The sequence below is a fragment of the Nocardia exalbida NBRC 100660 genome, from assembly GCF_000308575.1.
GTDB classification, from domain to species: Bacteria; Actinomycetota; Actinomycetes; order Mycobacteriales; family Mycobacteriaceae; genus Nocardia; species Nocardia exalbida.
In genome coordinates, this window is sequence record NZ_BAFZ01000057.1 from 1 (window position 1) to 18,471 (window position 18,471).

The 18,471-nt window shown below is 71.6% G+C and carries 13 protein-coding genes; 10 read left to right on the plus strand and 3 right to left on the minus strand.

What is annotated here, in order from left to right; translation table 11 throughout:
- Window positions 1–87 precede the first annotated feature (87 nt).
- Entirely contained in the window at window positions 88–1,521 is a 1,434-nt protein-coding gene (locus ON29_RS13070; protein WP_051175155.1) for an NAD(P)/FAD-dependent oxidoreductase, read from the minus strand.
- A 219-nt stretch (window positions 1,522–1,740) separates the two neighbouring features.
- On the opposite strand from ON29_RS13070, the gene ON29_RS13075 reads away from it, so the two are divergent.
- Window positions 1,741–3,237 carry a cytochrome P450 gene (locus tag ON29_RS13075; protein WP_083863431.1) on the plus strand — a complete coding sequence of 499 codons (1,497 nt, stop codon included), beginning with the start codon at window positions 1,741–1,743 and terminating at the stop codon, window positions 3,235–3,237.
- Between the two features lie 18 nt (window positions 3,238–3,255).
- Here the strand turns inward: ON29_RS13075 and ON29_RS13080 are convergent, their stop codons facing one another.
- Together ON29_RS13080 and ON29_RS13085 are read right to left on the minus strand one after the other, a co-directional pair.
- Window positions 3,256–4,101, minus strand: a complete 846-nt coding sequence (locus ON29_RS13080) for a serine hydrolase (protein WP_083863433.1) — start codon at window positions 4,099–4,101, stop codon at window positions 3,256–3,258.
- Between the two features lie 165 nt (window positions 4,102–4,266).
- The gene (locus ON29_RS13085; RefSeq protein WP_040866521.1) at window positions 4,267–4,473 is read right to left on the minus strand and encodes a hypothetical protein; all 207 of its coding nucleotides are present in this window, start codon (window positions 4,471–4,473) and stop codon (window positions 4,267–4,269) included.
- A gap of 250 nt (window positions 4,474–4,723) precedes the next feature.
- Between ON29_RS13085 and recC the strand changes: the two genes are divergently transcribed.
- The 9 genes from recC (at window position 4,724) to ON29_RS13130 (ending at window position 18,384) form a co-directional block, all read left to right on the plus strand.
- Window positions 4,724–8,098, plus strand: coding sequence for an exodeoxyribonuclease V subunit gamma (gene recC / locus ON29_RS13090; RefSeq protein WP_040866522.1), 3,375 nt, complete (start codon window positions 4,724–4,726; stop codon window positions 8,096–8,098).
- A 223-nt stretch (window positions 8,099–8,321) separates the two neighbouring features.
- Entirely contained in the window at window positions 8,322–11,708 is a 3,387-nt protein-coding gene (locus tag ON29_RS13095) for a UvrD-helicase domain-containing protein (protein ID WP_040866523.1), read from the plus strand.
- Complete coding sequence (gene recD, locus ON29_RS13100) at window positions 11,705–13,603, plus strand: exodeoxyribonuclease V subunit alpha (RefSeq protein ID WP_040866524.1); 1,899 nt, start codon at window positions 11,705–11,707, stop codon at window positions 13,601–13,603. The genes ON29_RS13095 and recD overlap by 4 nt, the downstream gene beginning before the upstream one ends.
- 46 nt (window positions 13,604–13,649) lie before the next feature.
- Entirely contained in the window at window positions 13,650–14,123 is a 474-nt protein-coding gene (locus ON29_RS13105) for an RNA polymerase sigma factor (RefSeq protein WP_040866535.1), read from the plus strand.
- Window positions 14,123–14,731, plus strand: a complete 609-nt coding sequence (locus tag ON29_RS13110; RefSeq protein WP_051175156.1) for a methylated-DNA--[protein]-cysteine S-methyltransferase — start codon at window positions 14,123–14,125, stop codon at window positions 14,729–14,731. Before ON29_RS13105 ends, ON29_RS13110 begins: the two co-directional genes overlap by 1 nt.
- Window positions 14,728–15,519 (plus strand): 2OG-Fe(II) oxygenase, encoded by a 792-nt coding sequence (locus ON29_RS13115; protein ID WP_083863438.1) that lies wholly within the window; start codon window positions 14,728–14,730, stop codon window positions 15,517–15,519. Before ON29_RS13110 ends, ON29_RS13115 begins: the two co-directional genes overlap by 4 nt.
- 12 nt (window positions 15,520–15,531) lie before the next feature.
- Complete coding sequence (locus tag ON29_RS13120) at window positions 15,532–15,783, plus strand: Ada metal-binding domain-containing protein (RefSeq protein ID WP_040866538.1); 252 nt, start codon at window positions 15,532–15,534, stop codon at window positions 15,781–15,783.
- A 172-nt stretch (window positions 15,784–15,955) separates the two neighbouring features.
- The gene (locus ON29_RS13125) at window positions 15,956–16,969 is read left to right on the plus strand and encodes an alpha/beta hydrolase (RefSeq protein ID WP_040866525.1); all 1,014 of its coding nucleotides are present in this window, start codon (window positions 15,956–15,958) and stop codon (window positions 16,967–16,969) included.
- Entirely contained in the window at window positions 16,939–18,384 is a 1,446-nt protein-coding gene (locus tag ON29_RS13130) for an MFS transporter (protein ID WP_245548934.1), read from the plus strand. Before ON29_RS13125 ends, ON29_RS13130 begins: the two co-directional genes overlap by 31 nt.
- Window positions 18,385–18,471 lie beyond the last annotated feature (87 nt).

Genomic DNA, 18,471 nt, shown 5'->3' on the forward strand with positions numbered 1-18,471 from the left:
AGATCACCTTTCATCCGAAGGAGACGTCGACGCCTCACATTCGGATCTGTCGGCGACCTGGATTGGTCGGGCGCGCTACTGCACCGGTCAGCCGGCCTTGGCGTCGGTGTGCGCCTTGTCCACGGCGACCCGGCTGTTGGTGGAGGTGCCGAGGGCGGCGGCCAATTGTTCGGCGTCCTCGTCGTCGCCGTTGCTGATCGCCTCCAAGGCCAGCCGAGCGAAGACCCACTGTTCGGTGGCCGCCATCTGCCCGCGACTGCGGCCGAGGAAGGTGACGAACCACTGGATGACGGTGATGATCCTGCTGCGGTAGCCGACCAGGTAGTACAGGTGCAGCGCCAGCCAGGCCAGCCACGCGATGAATCCGCCGAACTCGAGCTTGCCCACCTGGCAGACGGCGCTGAACCGCGAGATGGTGGCCATGCTGCCCTTGTTGAAGTACTTGAACGGCTTGCGCTCCTGCGGCGTCTGGCCCTTCAGCCCCGCACTGATCTGCTTGGCGGCGTAGGTCGCGCCCTGGATGGCGCCCTGCGCCTGGCCGGGGACATCCGGCACCGACATCAGATCGCCGACCACGAAGACGTTCGGGTGGCCTTTGACGGTCAGGTCCGGTTCGACCACGACGCGGCCCGCCCGGTCGACCTCCGTGCCGTCGGACTGGTCGGCGATCATCTTGCCCAGCGGGCTGGCCTGCACACCCGCCGACCAGACCTTGCACGCCGACTCGATGCGGCGGATCGTGCCGTCGGAGTCCTTCACCGTGACGCCGAACGCGTCGACATCGATCACCATGGCGTTGAGCTGGATCTCGACGCCCATCTTCTCCAGTCGTCGTTCGGCCTTGCCGCCGAGCTTCGGCCCCATCGGCCCGAGCACCGCGCCTGCGCCCTCGATGAGCACGACCCGCGCGTCGCGTGGATCGATGTTGTGGAAGGTGCCCTCCAGGGTGCGGTCGGACAGCTCGGCGATCTGCCCGGCCAGCTCGACGCCGGTCGGTCCGGCGCCGACGATGACGAAGGTCAGCAGCCGGTCGCGCTCCTCCTGGGTGGTCGCGAGCTCGGCTTGTTCGAACGCGCCGAGAATCCGGCCGCGTAGCTCCAGCGCGTCGTCGATGGTCTTCATGCCCGGTGCGTAGGTGGCGAACCGGTCGTTGCCGAAGTAGGACTGCTGGGCGCCGGTCGCGACGATCAAGCTGTCGAACGGGGTGACCGTGTCCCGGTCGAGCAGGCGCGAGGTCACCGTGTTGTGGGTCAGGTCGATATCGGTGACCTCGCCGAGGAGCACCTGCGCGTTCTTCTGCTTGCGCAGCACCAGCCGGGTGGCGGGCGCGATCTCGCCGACCGAAAGGATGCCGGTGGCGACCTGGTAGAGCAGGGGCTGGAACAGGTGGGTCGAGGTCTTCGAGATCAGCGTGATGTCGACGTCGGCGCGCTTGAGGTGCTTGGTGCCGAACAGGCCGCCGAAGCCCGAGCCGATCACCACCACCCGGTGCCGGCCGTTCTCGACAGTCTGAGTGCTCATCGTCCTGCTCCTCGATGGACCTTGGGGCTCGTCCCCGGCGGCGGTTCCTGACAGCTAAACCGTAGCCGCCGCGCCGGGCAGCGTCACGGCGAGATCCCCGTTCCTGGCGTGTTGCTCCCCGCCGCCGGGCCGTGGCGGGGAGGATCGACGCGCGGCGAATCGGCCGAGCGGACTAGGTCGAGAGCCTACGATGGTAACTGTCGCCCAGGGAGGATTGCCATGGTCGCCGATGACCGTGTGGTCGGCCGAAAGCGCAGCGTGCAGGCCGATTCGGAGAACATCGCGCTGATCGAGGTCCCGCACGGCCATCTGATCGACCGGGCGCTCGGACTGCTGCCGGAGCGACGCCAGGTACTCGCTACCCCGCCGCGGGGCAGCGACGCCCAGCCGGTGCGCGGCGATGCCGGACTGCCCTACCTGGGCCGGGCATTGCACTACATGCGCTGGGGTCCGGCCGAGATGATGGAGCGCTACCGCCGGTACGGCCCCGTGTCGCTGAACAGTTCGCTCGGCGTGGACCGGGTGCTGGTCGCCGGACCCGACGCGCTGGACGAAGTGCTCGGCCACCGCCGCCGCGACTTCGGCCAAGGCTGGGACTACTTCATCGGGCCGTTCTTCCGCCGGGGCCTGTTGCTGCTGGAATTCGACGAGCACAAATTCCACCGCCGGATCATGCAGCAGGCGTTCACCAGGGACCGGCTCGAGGCGCACCTGGCCGCGCTGACCCCGGTGGTACGGGCGAGCATCGCACGCTGGGTGCCGCGCGAGCGCGCCGCCGAACGCACGGTGCGGCTGTATCCGACGATCAAGGAGCTGACCCTCGACATCGCGGGCGAGAGCTTCATGGCCGCCGACGTCGGGCCGCAGCGCAGGCAGTTGATCGACGCGTTCGTCGACTGCACCCACGCGGGACTGTCCATCATCCGGCACTCCGTGCCCGGCGGCCACTGGCGGGCCGGGTTGCGCGGCAGGAGAGTGCTCGAGGACTACTTCACCGCGATGCTGCCGCAGAAGCGCAGGGCGGAATCGGCGGACTTCTTCTCGGGCCTATGCCACGCCCGCAGCGAAGACGGCGGCGTCTTCGGTGACGCGGACGTGGTCAACCACATGATCTTCTTGATCATGGCGGCGCACGACACCACCACGACGACCGCCACCGCCGTGGCCTACTACCTGGGCAAGCACCCCGACTGGCAGCAGCGGGTGCGCGCCGAAGTGCTGGACATGGACGCGCGCCTCGGCGACGCGGCGCCCGCCATCGCGGACCTGGAGGCGCTGCGCGACCTGGATCTGGTGGTCCGGGAGAGTCTGCGGCTGATGCCGCCGGTTCCCGGATTGTCGCGCCGCGCCGTGCGCGACACCGAGATCGCGGGTCACTACATCCCGGCGGGCGCCCCCGTCGACCTCGCCTACCAGGTGAATCACCTGCTGCCCGAACTGTGGACCCGGCCCGAGCGCTTCGATCCGGAGCGGTTCGGCGAACAGCGGCGCGAGGACAAGTCGCACCGCCTGGCCTGGATGCCGTTCGGAGCGGGCGCGCACAAGTGCATCGGGATGCACTTCGGCACCTTCGAGGTGAAGACGGTGGCCGCCGCCCTGGTGCGCGAATACGAGTGGCGGATCCCCGACGAATACCGCATGCCCTGGGGATTCACCACGATTCCCTTCCCCAGGGACGGTGCGCCGATGACGTTGCACAGGCGCGCGGCCGCCTGAGCGACCGGCCCGGCCGGGTCAGCGGCCTGCGAGCAGGATCTCCGCGAGCTTGGTGTCGGTCTCGGCGCCCTCGGTGTAGCCGCCCGCGTCACCCAGCGAGCTCATGATGGCCAGCGTGTAGCGCTCGCCCGGTCCCGCGAAGCCGACCGAGTTGACCACCCAGCCGCCTTGTTCGGCCGACCAGCCGTTCTTGAGGCCGGGACGCATGCTCGCGCCCGCGCCCCATACGCCCCAGTGCTGGTTGGAGTCCACCGCGCGCATCCGGTCGACCAGGTAGTTGCGGTCGTCGGGGTGCATGTGGTTGAGGATGTGGTCCATCAGCCGGTCGAGGTCGGCGGCGGTGCACTTCTGGAACGACCAGTCCGGGAACAGCGCGGTGTTGGTGGGCTGCGGCACCAGCGAGCTCATCCCGTTGGCGCGGAAGGCGTTGTTGAACGCCATGCGGTCGATCCCCGCGTACTTGGTCCAGAGCATGTCGGCGGCGCCGTCGTTGGAGGTGGCGAGCATTCCTTCCATCAGCCCGCGATCCTCGGGGGTCAGGTTGATGGCGCCGACGCGCGCCCGGTTGAGCAGGTCGGCGGCGATCGCGAGCTTGATGGTGGACGCGGTCCAGACCGCGTTCTCGGCGTTGGCGTTGGCGTAGACGCCGCCGGAGACACGGTCGCGCAGGACGTAGCCGGTGACACCGGGCCGGCTGTTGAGGTAGGCGTCGGCTTTGGCGATGCGGCTGCTCAGATCGCAGTCGAAGCCGGGCAGGCAGCCCTGCGTGTGCGCGAGCGGCGTCGCGCCCGCTATCGGGAGCGCGGCGGGCAGGCTCGGGGCGATGATCGCCGCGGCGGCGAGGAGACAGGCGGAGGCGGCCACGCGGGGAACGGTTCGGGTGGCGGGGGACGGGTAACGCACGAGGGACCACGATCGCACATCGCGAGTCCGGACGCACGTCTTGAGCTGGGGTCCAGGGTGTGCTATCGCCCGGTGCCGGTGCTTGCGCCGCAGCGAAATTCGCTCATCACCGCTGGCCAGGGCACGTCAGCGGAAGGCGGCGCGCAGTTCTTCGACGGTGCGTCCGTTGAGCCGGTAGCAGTGTTCGAACGCCTCGGTGTGCCGATCCCGGGGCCAGGAGTGTAGGACGACGGTGCGCCCGTAGTGGCGGGAGTTGACGAGCTCCCAGCGGTCTCCGATCCGGCGGACCGTGAATCCGCCTCTCGGGACCAGGGGAATCACCATCGCATCCATGAACGCGAACCAGCCTTTCGGTGCAGCTCTCTCGTTCCGCCCCGGTGCAAACTCTTACCTCCCCGGTGCAGCACTGTCGCACATCGCCGCGGCGGTCCCGCTGTGACACGGCGGAGTAATCCGTTCTCGTGTGGTCTATTTCACTGGCGTCCCGCTGGGGCGGTGCAGTTGCGCGTCGGTCGCTGGGCGTATAAACGTGCACGACGTCCGAGGCCGGCGCAGCCGGACACCATCGATCGAGAGGGCGCAGATGCCGCTGCACATCCACCGTGCCGAGCGCGCCGACGTGCTCGCCCGGGTGCTCGCGGGGGTGCTGGCCTCGCCGCAGGCGGATCCCTTCGCGGCCGAGGTGGTCGCGGTACCCGCCAAAGGTGTGGAGCGCTGGCTGACGCAGACGCTCTCGGGGGTGCTCGGCGCGGAGGACTCGGGCGACGGCGTGTGCGCGAACGTCGCGTTTCCCTCGCCCGCGGCGCTGGTCGCCGAAGTGCTGGCCGCGGCGAGCGAGGTCGCGCCAACGGAGGATCCGTGGGCGCAGGAGCGGGCGGTGTGGTCACTGCTGCGGGTGATCGATGCGTCGCTGTCCGAGCCGTGGTGCGCGGTTCTGGCCAGGCACCTCGGCGCACGCGGCACCGCGGGCGGTGAGCACCGGGCCGGACGGCGCTATGCGACCGCGGCCCGGATCGCCGCGCTGTTCGACAGCTATGCCGCCCAGCGGCCCGCGCTGATCACCGAGTGGGCGGCGGGTCTGGACACCGACGGGACGGGCGCCCCGATGCCCGACGACCTGCTCTGGCAGCCGATGCTGTGGCGCGGGCTGCGTGCCGCCATCGGGGCGCCGAGTCCGGCCGAGCGGCTCGACACCGCCTGCGCGCGGTTGCGTGCCCGGCCGGATCTCGTCGCGCTGCCGCCGCGGCTGTCGTTGTTCGGCGTGACCCGGTTGCCCAGCGACCAGCTCGCCGTCCTGGCGGCGCTGGCCGCCGACCGAGACGTCCACCTGTGGCTCGTGCATCCCAGCCCGGTCCTCTGGTCGGCGCTGAGCGAGCTGCCGACCGCCCGCACCCGGGCCGAGGATCGCAGCGTCACGGCGGTCGCCCACCCGCTGCTGGCCGGACTGGCCCGCGACGTGCGGGAGTTGCAGCAGCGGCTGGCCGTACCCGCCGCCACCGGCTCCGACACCTATCACCCGAGCATCTCCGCTCGATCCGAAGACGGTGTCGCGGAGGACGATTCGCCCGCGACCCTGCTGCGTGCGCTGCAACGGGGCATCCGGGACGACCGGTGGCCGCCGGTGCCGGGGAAAGCCGCAGCCGACGGCACCGTGCAGGTGCACGCGTGTCACGGCCCTGCGCGGCAGGTCGAGGTGCTGCGGGAATGCCTGCTCGGGCTGTTCGCGGCCGACGAGACGCTGGAGCCGCGGGACGTGCTGATCATGTGCCCGGAGGTTGAGGCGTATGCGCCGCTGGTGCGCGCGGCCTTCGGGCAGCGCACCTCGGGGACGCCGGAGGCGCAGGCCGACTCGGAACATCCGGCGCACCGGCTGCGGGTGCGCCTGGCCGACCGGGGACGCGGTGTGACCAATCCGCTGCTCGCGGTGATCGCAGCGCTGCTCGAGCTGGCCGACGGCCGGGTGACGGTGACCCAGGTGCTCGACCTCGCGGCCGCCGAGACCGTCCGGCGCCGTTGCGGATTCGACGACGACGACATCGAACGACTGCGCGAGTGGGCGGCCGAATCCGGGGCGCGGTGGGGCATCGGGCAGCGGCAGCGCCAAGCGTTCGGTCTCGCCGATTTCGCGCAGAACACGCTCAACAGCGCGGTGGACCGGATCCTGCTCGGCGTCACCGCGGGCGAGACCTCGGACGATTGGCTGGATCTCGCACTGCCCTTGGACGACGTGGACAGCAACGACGTCGACCTGGCCGGGCGCTTCGCGGAGTTCATCGATCGGCTCGCGGTGTGCCTGCGTGACCTGCGCGGCCCCCGGCCCGCGCACGAATGGGCGGCGGCGCTGGCGCGTGCACTGGATCTGCTGACCGACGTACCGGACGCGCAGGCATGGGTGCGCACCGAGGCCAGGCAGGAACTCGCCGCCGCCACCGAGCACGCGGGCGAGGTGTCGTTGCGGCTGGCCGATGTCGGTGTGCTGCTGCGTTCGCGGCTGGCCGCGCGCCCCACCAGGGCCAATTTCCGCACCGGTGAGCTGACCGTCTGCACGATGGTGCCGATGCGGTCGGTGCCGCACCGGGTGGTGGTGCTGCTCGGCCTCGACGACGAGATGTTCCCGCGCGCGAGCGCGGCGGACGGTGACGACGTGCTGGCCCGCGAACCGCTGCTCGGCGAACGGGATCCGCGCAGCGAGGACCGGCAGATGCTGCTGGACGCGATCCTCGCGGCCCGGGACGCACTGCTGGTCTTCCACACCGGCGCCGATCCGGTCAGCGGGGCGCACCGCCCGCCCGCCATTCCGGTCGCCGAGTTGCTGGACGCGCTGCGCGCTCATGCCGGCGCCGCTGCGATGCGTACGGTGGTGACGCGGCATCCGCTGCAGTCCTTCGATCGCCGGAATTTCCGGGCCGATCAGCCGTTCAGCTTCGACACCGCGGCCTTGGCCGGCGCCTGCGCGGCCGACGGGCCCGCACAACCGCGGCCCGCATTCCTGCCCGCGCCGCTGCCCGCCGCGGACGCGGCGGATGTCGCGCTGGCCGATCTGATCTCGTTCGCCGAACACCCGGTGCGTGCTTTCCTGTGGCAGCGTCTCGGCCTGCGAGTGCCCGAGCACGACGAGGACATCGCCGACCGGCTGCCCATCGAACTCGACGGCCTGGCCAAGTGGGAGCTGGGCGAACGCCTGCTCGCGGCCCGCCTGACCGGCGCGGACCCGGCCGGGTTGCGGGCGGCGGAGTGGCGGCGCGGCACCCTGCCGCCCTTCGGATTCGGCGCCGCCGTGCTCGACGAGGTCGAGCACACCGTGGACCGGCTGGTGCGCGCCGCGCAGGCGGACTACGCGGGCCAGGCGCGCGCGGTGGACATCGCGGTCGACCTGGGCAACGGACGACGGCTCACCGGCACCGTGCCCGAAGTGCGCGGCGACACCCTGGTCCGCACCACCTTCTCCCGCCTGGTTCCCAAACACCGGATCGCGGCGTGGGTTTCGCTGCTCGCGCTGACCGTCACGGAGGATCGGTCCTGGCGGGCCGTGAGCACCGGCCGCGGCCAGTTCGGCCGTCCTGCCTGGCGCTGCGAGCTCACCGCGCCCGACGTACCGGTGGCCGGGGAGATCTTGCGTCAGCTCGTCGCGCTGCGCGACGCGGGCCTGACCGAACCGCTGCCGGTGGCGCCCGCCGCGTCCGCGGTCTACGCCGAACGCCGTCTCCGTGGCGCGAGCACCGACGACGCGATCGCCGCCGCGGAGCGCGAATTCAACGGCGGCCCCAACGGTCCCGGGCCGTTCGGTGATCACACCGACCGTCACCTGCGCTACGTCTGGGGTCCGGCGCCCCGGCTGGAGGACCTCATGGCCGCGCCCGCCGCGGCGGGCGAGCCGGGGGAGAGCACCCGCTTCGGTGCGCTGGCCCGGCGGATGTGGGCCCCGCTGCTGGCCGCGGAAAATCAGGGCCAGCCGTGACCGACCACGCGGCGGCCGGGCGCCCGCGACGGTTCGGCGCCATCCGGTGCCGGACGCCGGAATACACCGCCCCGGCGCGTGTCGGTCGCCGGTGGACGCACGGGCGCGCGGCAGAATGTCAGCTCGGACAATCGCTTCGGGACCGCGCGGCGTGGCAGGCCACCGGGGCGAGCGCGACGGCCGCGGACCGCGTGACCACCGGCCGCGCAGGAGGGAGGCACGCATGACCGTGCAGGAAACCTCCTTCGACGCGGCCGCTTTCGACGCCGACGCGTTCGAGCCGTACGGGCCGCTGCCCACCGGGACGACCGTGCTGGAGGCCAGCGCGGGCACCGGCAAGACGCACGCCATCGTCGGTCTGGCGGTGCGCTACGTCGCCGAGGCCGGGATCGGCATATCCCAGTTGCTGCTGGTGACATTCAGCCGCGCGGCGACCCAGGAGTTGCGGGAACGCACGCGCGACCGATTCGTCGCCGTGGCCGCCGGATTGGCCGACCCGGCAGCGGCCCGCGCGCACGCCGACGAGCTGGTCCGCCATCTCGCGCAGGCCGGGGAAGACGAGGTCCGGCTGCGGCAGCGGCGGTTGCTGACCGCCCTGTCGGATTTCGACGCCGGCACCATCGCCACCACCCACAGCTTCTGCCAGCGCATGCTCGACGAACTCGGGCTCGCGGGCGAGCACGACCCGGCCACCAGGCTGGTGGAGACCGTCGACGACCTCGTCGGCACCGTCGTCGACGATCTGTATCTGCACCGCTATGCCCGCGCCGAACCACCGTTCTCGGTCAAGGAGGGCCGCACGCTGGCGCTGGCCGCGGTGCGCGACCGGCACGCCGCGCTGGTGCCCGACGACGCGGCCGGTGAGCGCGTGGCGTTCGCGCGGGCCGTGCGCGCCGAGACCGAGCGCCGCAAGCGACTGGCCGGGCTGCGCGACTTCGACGACCTGCTGGTGCTGCTGCACGAGGTGCTCGCCGATCCGGAGCACGGCCCGCGCGCCTGCCGCCGGATCCGCGCGCGCTACCGGGTCGCCCTGGTCGACGAGTTCCAGGACACCGACCCCCTGCAATGGGACATTCTGCGCAGGTCGTTCCACGGGCACGCCACCCTGGTGCTGGTCGGCGATCCCAAACAGGCGATCTACGCCTTCCGCGGCGCGGAGGTGCTCAGCTACCTGGACGCGGTCGCGCACGCCGACATCCGTCGTGAACTCACCACGAACTGGCGCAGCGACGCGGGACTACTCGCCGCCCTGGACCACCTGCACGGCGGTGCGGCGCTGGGGCACGAGGAGATCCGCGTGTATCCGGTCGCCCCGACCAGGGGGTGGTCGCGGCTGTCCGGACCCGGCGAACTCACCACGCCGATGCGCGTGCGGTGCCTGCCGCGCACCGGCGCGGGACCGCTGAACAAATCCGGCTTCCCGGCCGTCGGGCGGATGCGCGCCGAGGTCGCCGCCGATCTCGCCGCGGATATCGTCCGTCTGCTCGAATCCGGCGTATTCCTGGATGCCAAAGCGGAAATCGCCTCTCCCGGTGAAGAGTCGGCCGCTCCCGGGGAGACGGCGCGCAGGCCGATCGGACCCGGTGACATCGCGGTGCTGGTGCGCACCCGCTCGCAGATCGACGTGGTGCGCGCCGCGCTGGACCGCGCGGGCGTCGCCTCCGTGCTGGCCGGCGGCATCAGCGTGTTCGCCACCGGCAGCGCCACCGACTGGCTGTGGGTGCTGCGGGCGCTGGAACAGCCGCATCGCGGCGACCGGGTGCGGCTGGCCGCGTGTACGCCGCTGTTCGGCGTGACAGCCGCCGAGATCGATAGCGGCGGAGCGGATCTGGTCGGCCGGGTGAGCGCCCAGTTGCGCGAGGCGGCGCGATTGTTCACCCGCGCGGGATTCGCGGCCGTGTTCGAGAAGATCTCCACCGAAGCGGGCCTCGCGCAGCGGCTGCTGGCCGTCGAGAACGGGGAGCGGCAGTTCACCGACCTGCGGCATATCGCGCAACTGCTCGATCAGGTCGCGCTCACCGATGGCCTCGGGCTGACCGCGCTGACGCGGTGGCTGGCCGACCGGGTGCGCGATCCCGCCTCCGGCGCCGTCGCCGACCGCAGCCGCAGGCTCGACCGGGACGCCGCCGCCGTCCAGATCGCCACCGTGCACGCGAGCAAGGGGCTCGAATTCCCCGTCGTCTACCTGCCGTTCGCCTGGGACAGCGCCAAGAATCCCTATCCGGCGACGTTGCTGTTCCACGCCGACGACGGCACCCGCGTGCTGGACGTCGGCGGTCCGGACGCCCCGGGATACGCCGAACGCAAGGCGCGCAGCGAGGCCGAGGAGGCCGGAGAGGAACTGCGGCTGCTGTACGTCGCGCTGACGCGGGCCATGTGCCAGATCGTCGGGTGGTGGGCCCCCACGATCTCCACCGCGGCCTCGCCGCTGCACCGGATGGTCTTCGGGCGCGCCGATCGGGACGCCGTCGTCGCCAACCGCGCCGCGGTTCCCGCGGATGCCGTTGCCGCGCAGTCTCTTTCGGCATGGGCGCAGACCGCGGGTGCGGCGATATCGGTGACGGCGGTCGCCGGGACCGGCGACGTCGAGATCCGGCGGGCGCGCACCGCACCCGGGCAGGGCGCATTGGCCGCCGCGCGCTTCGACCGGGTGCTGGACCAGCAGTGGCGGCGCACCTCGTACTCGGCGTTGACCGCGTCCGCGCACGGGCCCGCGGCGGTGGAACCCGACAGTGAACCGGAGGATCCGCGCGGGCCGGGCGACGAGCCCGCGGGCACCTCCCTGCTCGGCGCGGAGCCCGAACCGGCGGGCGCGGCGTCGCTGATGAACACGCTGCCTTACGGCGCGGAGTTCGGCACGTTGGTGCACGGCGTCCTGGAGCGGATCGACACCGGCCGCCCGGATCTGGCGGCCGAGGTGCGCGACCGGTGCCGCGAGGCGGTGGGCGAGCTGATGGCCGAGATGGATCCGGATGTGCTGGCCACCGCACTGCTGGCGGTGCTGCGCACCCCACTCGACGGCGGCTGCCTGGCCGACATCGCCCCCCGCGACCGCCTCAGCGAACTCGAGTTCGAATTGCCGCTGGCGGGCGGGGATCGCGTCGGCGCGGGCTCGGCGACGCTGCGGCATATCGCGGGCTTGCTGCGTGAGCATCTCCCGGCGGACGACGACATGCTCCCGTACGCCGACCTGGCGGCGGCGCTGGAGGACATCCCGCTGCGCGGCTACCTGACCGGCAGCATCGACGCCGTGCTGCGCGTCGCGAGCGGCGCGCAGCCGCGATTCGTCGTCGTCGACTACAAGACCAACCGGCTGGGCACCGGCGATCTGACCGTCGCGCACTACACCCGCGACCGCATGGCCGCCGAGATGCTGCGTTCCCACTATCCGCTGCAAGCGCTGCTGTATTCGGTGGCGTTGCACCGGTATCTGCGCTGGCGGTTGCCCGGCTACGACCCCGCCCGGCACCTCGGCGGGGTTCGGTACCTGTTCGTGCGCGGCATGATCGGACCGGAGACCCCCGCCGGGTGCGGTGTCTTCGACTGGCACCCACCCGCCGCTCTCGTCGTCGCGCTGTCGGCGCTGCTGGCCGGGGAGGCGGCGCAGTGACCTCGATCCAGGTGGCGCAGCGGGGAACCGGGCTGCTGCGCACGTTCAACGAGGCGGGCGTGCTGTCGGCGGCCGACGTGCACGTGGCGCTGCGGTTGGGCCGGCTGGGCCGGGAATCGTCGGAGCCGGTGCTGTTCGCCGCCGCGCTGGCCGTGCGCGCGGTGCGTTCCGGCTCGGTGTGCCTGGAATTGCACCGGATGCGGGAGATCGGCGTCGACGCCGACGAGACCTGGGACGCGGGCGTCGATCCGGCGACGCTGCCGTGGCCGGACATCCCGGCGGTGGTCGACGCGCTGCGGGTGAGCCCGCTGGTGCTCGGCGGGCCCGCGGGCCCGTTGCGTCCGCTGCGGCTGGTCGAATCCCAGGGGGCGGGCGATGCCGGCCCGCTGCTCTACCTCGACCGGTACTACCGGCAGGAGCAGACGATCCGGCGGGTGCTCACCGAGCGCTCCGCACACCATCCGGTGGTCGATCCGCATATCGTGCGACGCGAGCTGGACCGGTTGTTCGACGCGCAGGCCGGTACCGCGCCGGACCGCCAGCGGCTGGCCGCCGCGCTCGCGGCGACGCACTGGACCACCGTGGTGGCCGGCGGGCCGGGCACCGGCAAGACCCACACCATCGCGCGGATCATCGCCTTGCTGTCCGCGCACCGTGCCGCCGAGCCGAAGCTGCCCGCCCTGCGTATCGCGCTGGCCGCCCCGACCGGCAAAGCGGCCGCGCGCCTCCAGGAAGCCGTGCGCGAGCAAGCCGTCTCGCTCGGACTGCCAGAACTCACCGCCGCCACACTGCACCGGCTGCTCGGCTGGCAGCGGGGACGCAGCACCCGGTTCAAGCACCACGAGTTCAACCGGCTGCCCTACGACGTGATCGTGGTCGACGAGACCTCGATGGTCTCCTTGACCATGATGAGCAGGTTGCTCGCCGCGCTGCGCCCGGACACCCGCCTGATCCTGGTGGGCGATCCGGACCAGCTCGCCTCGGTCGACGCAGGCGCGGTACTGGCCGACCTGGTCGCCGGACCGGTCGCCACCACCCCGAACCCCGTCCTCGACGAGATCCTCGGACCGGAGACCACCGCCGATCACGCCGAGTCGTTGACCACGCTGGAGCGCACCCGCCTGCGCGGCGGCATCGTCCGGCTGACCAGGGGACGCAGATTCGGCGGCCGGATCGCCGACCTGGCGGTGGCGGTGCGCGCGGGGGACGCGGACACCGCGCTCGAGCTGTTGCGGGCGGGCGGCGACGAATTGTCGCTCGGCGCGCCCGACGAACCGACCGCGGTGCGCGCCGACGTGGTGCGCGCCGCGAGTGCGGTCACCGCCGCCGCGCTCGGCGGCGACGCGGCGGGCGCGTTGAGCGCGCTCGAATCGCATCGCGTGCTGTGCGCGCACCGGCAGGGGCCGTTCGGCGTCGAGCGCTGGGACCGGATGGCCGCGGAGTGGGCCGCCGCCGGGGGAGTGGGCCCCGATGCCCACCAGGCGCCGTGGTACCCGGGACAACCGCTGCTGGTCACCGCGAACGACCACGAGGCGCGGATCTACAACGGCGACACCGGGGTGGTCGTGCGCATGCCCGACGGTTCGCTGCGTGCGGCGCTGCAACGCGGCAGCGAACCGTATCTGGTGCATCCCACGCAGTTCCCCGCGGTGGTCACGGTGTTCGCCATGACGATCCACCGCAGTCAGGGCAGCCAGTACGACACCGTGTCCGTCGTCCTGCCGGAGCCCGAATCGACCCTGCTGACCAGGGAATTGCTGTACACCGCGATCACCAGGGCGCGGCGGCACGTGCGGATCATCGGCACCGACGAGTCCATCCGCGCGGGTATCGCGCGGCGGGTGCTGCGCGCCAGCGGGCTGTCGCGCAGGGAGGGAGAATCCGGGCCCCGATGACGGAATCTCACGTTCCCGGCGCCCGCGGCGTCTACCCGGTGTGAGCCTGCCCCCGTTCGAGGAAATAGTGGCCGAATACGGCCCCATGGTGTTGCGCGTCTGCCGGGCGGTGCTCGGCCCGTCCGACGCGGCCGACGCCTGGTCGGAAACGTTTCTCTCGGCGCTGCGCGCGTTTCCCGGTCTCTCCTCGGAGACGAACATCGAGGCATGGCTGGTGACCATCGCGCATCGCCGCGCGATCGACGTCGGGCGAGCGCTCACCCGTGCGCCCGTCCCGGCCGAGTCGCTGCCGGAACGTCCCGCCACCGCCCCGGGACCCGCCGACTACGACCCCGACCTCTGGGCCGCCCTGCGCGCGCTGCCCACCAAGCAGCGCCAGGCGGTCGCCTACCACTACCTGGCCGGGCTTCCGCACGCGGAGATCGCCGAACTGCTCGGCAACTCGCCCGACGCCGCCCGCCGCGCCGCCGCGGACGGCCTGAAGACCCTGCGCAAGCTCTACCCGAAGGATGAAGCATGATGGCCACCCTCGACCGCGGCGACGGGTTGTCGCGCGCCCTGACCCCCGACGCCGACCTGCTCGCCACCCTGCACGCGCGACTGACCGCCGACGCCGAAGCGGCGGGCCTGCTCGATGTCGCCTACCGCCTGCTGGACACCCCCGTCGGGACGTTGCTGCTGGCCGCGACGCCCGCCGGACTCGTCCGCGTCGCCTACCCCACCGAAGACCACGACACGGTGCTCGCCACGCTGGCCGCCCGGATCAGCCCCCGGATTCTCGCGGCGCCCGCCCGGCTGGACGCGGCGGCGCGGCAGATCGAGGAGTACTTCGCGGGCAGCCGAACGCATTTCGACCTGCCGCTGGATCTGCGGCTGGCCGCGGGATTCCGCCGTCAGGTGATCGAGCACCTGCCCGCCATCGGCTACGGACAGCGCGCGAGCTACGGCGCGGTGGCCGCCGCGGTCGGCAACCCGCGTGCGGTGCGCGCGGTCGGCTCCGCCTGCGCCCGCAATCCGCTGCCGGTGGTGATCCCGTGCCACCGGGTGGTGCGCGGCGACGGGTCCATCGGACAGTACGTCGGCGGCATCACCGCCAAGCACGCGCTGCTGAGCATGGAGGCCGCATGAGCGCGCGCGGCAGCGGCGCGGCCAGGGACGGTCACCATCCCGCGGACCCGACACTGCCCGCAGAGCTCGCGGAATCCGGTGCTTCCCCGGCCGAGCGCGTCGAGGCCCAGCCGTGGCGGGCGCTGCTCGAGGAAATCGACGCCCACGGCTGCGCGGCGACCGGACCGATCCTCACCCCGGCCGAGTGCGCCGAGTTCACCGCCATGTGGGACGACCTCGCCCGCTTCCGTTCCACCGTCGACATGGCACGCTACCGATTCGGCGAAGGCACCTACCGGTACTTCGCGAATCCGGTGCCCGAGCCGATCACGGCCCTGCGAGCGGCCTTCTACCGAAGACTCCTGCCGTCGGCGCGATCCTGGGCCGAGCGGTTCGGCGACCCGGCTCCGTGGCCGGACGACTTCGCGGACTGGCTCGACACCTGCCACGCCGCGGGCCAGACGAAGCCGACCCCGATCTTGTTGCGCTACCGCCGCGGTGACTGGAACGCCCTGCACCGGGATCTCTACGGCGAACTGGTCTTCCCGCTGCAGGTCGTCATCGGCTTGGATCGGCCCGGGATCGACTACAGCGGTGGGGAATTCGTGCTGGTGGAACAGCGGCCGCGCGCACAGTCGAAAGCGAGCGTCTCCGTACTGGAACAGGGGCACGCGCTGATCTTCACCACTCGTGATCGGCCGGCGCGCTCCAGCCGAGGGTGGTCCCGCGCCCCGATGCGCCACGGCGTCAGCCGCGTGCGCGGCGGCCTGCGGCACACATTGGGCCTCGTGCTGCACGACGCGCAGTAGCCGCCGGTGTACATGTTGCTCGGCGACGACGGCCGGGCGTATCCCAGCGCAGTGCCGGGGCGTTACGGCGGTCATCGCCGCAGCCGGATCTACGGCCGCCTCGACTGCCCGTCCGCCCTGCGGGCCCTCGGTCGCGGGGGCTATCGGCGGCACCGCGTCTTCTTCGCCACCGAACTCGACGCGCTGGCCGCGGGTTATCGCCCCTGCGCCGTTTGCCTCCCCGAGCGATACGCCGCGTGGAAAGCACTGCACCCGTCTCGATGAGGGTGATAGCGCAGGACGCCGATGGCCGCACGCGCGATTTTGGGAATATTCGGAATTGGCCGCCGAGCGGAATTGGTAAGAGACACAGGATCGCTCGAACATCTGGCGGCCCGGCCGGGCGATGTTATTGACTGCGAATTCGAGCCCTCCTACTCGGGGCCAGGAGTCCGACATGCCCGAATATTTGCAGCGAACAGGCGCGGCACTCGCCGCGGTCCTCACTTTGGCCGGTGCGTTGATCACAGGCGCACGGCCGGTCCGTGCCGACCCGCCGCAGAGCGGAGTGGCGGCAGACGCCTCGCGAATAGTGGAAACGCGTTTCGAATCCGACCGGCAATCGGAACTCGAGGTGTATTCGGCCGCGATGAACAGCACCACGCGGATTCGTCTGCTGCGCGCGGCCGATCCGGATGAGCCCGCGCCGACGTTCTATCTCCTCAACGGCGCCGACGGCGGCGCGGACAAGAATTGGCTCGAGGGCACGGATCTCGTCGATTTCTTTCGCGACAAGCAGGTGAACGTCGTCATCCCCTTCGGCGGCGCGGGCAGCTACTTCACCGACTGGCGCAGCGACGACCCGGTCCTGGGCAGGCAGCGCTGGTCCACCTTCCTGACCGAGGAGCTGCCGCCGCTCGTCGACGCCACGTTCAACGGCTCCGGAGCCAACGCCATCGCCGGCATCTCGATGGGCGGGACCTCGGTGTTCCAATTGGCCATGGCCGCACCGGGTCTGTACCACGCGATCGGTTCCTACAGCGGCTGCGTGCGCACCAGCGATCCCGCGGGCCAGGCGATGGTCCAAGCGGTGGTCACCCAGCAGCGCGGCAACGTCGTCAACATGTGGGGGCCGCCGAGCGATCCCGCGTGGCGCGCGAATGATCCGTACCTGCACGCGGACCGGCTGCGCGGCCTCGCCATCTACGTCTCCACAGGAACCGGGCAACCCGGGTCGATGGACACTCTCGACGGCGTGCACGGCGACATCGCGCACCTGCTCTATCAGCTGGTGTTCGGGGCACCGCTGGAGGCGGTGGCGAATCTGTGCACCCATCAGTTGCAGGACCGGCTGCGCCAGCTGGGTGTCGCGGCCACCTTCGATTTCCGGCCGAACGGCACGCACTCCTGGGGCTACTGGCAACAGGACCTGCACAATTCGTGGCCGACGATCGAAGCGGCGATTCGATGACCCGCAAAGAGGCAGCGGTGGCGCTCGGCTCGTTCGGGGCGTGCCTGATCTCGGTCTTCATGCAGATGATCGATGTGACGATCGTCAACACCGCCCTTCCGGCCGTCACCACGGAGCTGCGGGCGACGCGGTCCGAACAGCTGTGGGTGGTGGCCGGTTACTCGCTGGCCTTCGCCTGCGTGCTGCTCACCGCCGCGCGCGTCGGCGCGAGCGCCGGGCGCCGCCGGATGTTCCTGTGGTCGGCGGCGGCCTTCACGGCGGCCTCGGTGTGGTGCGGGATGTCCTCCAGCGCGACGGAACTGGTGATCGCCCGGATCGTCCAGGGTGTGGCGGGGGCGGGAATGGCGGCGCAGACCATCGCCATCATCACCGCGAGCTTCCGGCGCGAGCACCATCAGTACGCCTTCGCGGTGTACGGCGCGACAGCCGGTTTCGCCGGAATGCTCGGCCCGATCCTGGGCGGCGCGCTGATCACCCTCGATCCGTTCGGGCTCGGCTGGCACGCGATCTTCCTGATGAATCTGCCGCTGGGCGTGCTGGCGATGGCGCTGGCCGCGGGGTACCTGCGATTGGGTCCGGCGACGGAGCGGGACCCGCTGGATCTGCGCGGGACCGTGGTGGCCACCACGGCGCTGTTCCTGCTGCTGTTCGCGCTGTCGGACGGTCAACAGGCGGGCTGGCGTCCGTCGCACGGGATGTACATCGCGGGCGCGGTGGTGTGCGGCGCGGTGTTCGTAGCCCACGAGCGCGCGACGCGCCGCCGCGGCGGCCGCGCGCTGGTGCGGCTGGACCTGTTCTCCGACCGGGGCTTCGCGGTCGGATCGGCGCTGGTGATGATCTTCTTCGGCCTGTTCACCGCGTTCGTGTTCACCGTCTCGATCCTGCTGCAGGACGTGCTGCGGTTCTCCGCGCTGCGAACCGGTCTGGCGATGACACCGTTCGCCCTCGGCGCGGGCGCGGGCGCGGTGCTGTCGCCGATATCGGTGAACCGCTGGGGGATCCGGGCGCCGGCCGCCGGAATCGCCGTCTTCGGCGGGTGCGTCATGGTGGGGGTGGGATACCTGTACGTGGAATCGGGGGTGGTGAACTTGCCGCTGGTGGTCGGACCGGTATTCCTCGCAGGCTTCGGGGTCGGGGTGTTCGGGGTGCCGCTACAGCCGCTGATGCTGGCGGATCTGGACGATCGGGCCATGGGTGAGGCGTCGGGTTTGCTTCCCACCATCGAACAGATCGGTAATTCGGTCGGACTGGCGGTGCTCAGCGCGCTGTTCTTCCGCGCGCACACGCTGTCGGGCAGCATGATCATGCTCTCGGCCATCGCCGCCGCGGCCCTCGGCCTCGCCGCGCTCACGCTGGCGCTTCCGGACCGCGCGCGGGCGGCCGCGAGTCCGTGGAGCTGGTCGACCGCGAACTGATCGCTTCTCCGCGCAGCACGCTTTCCGACACCGATCGCTGAGACCATCCGGCGCGACGGCGACTCGTCGTGATCACGGGTGCCCACC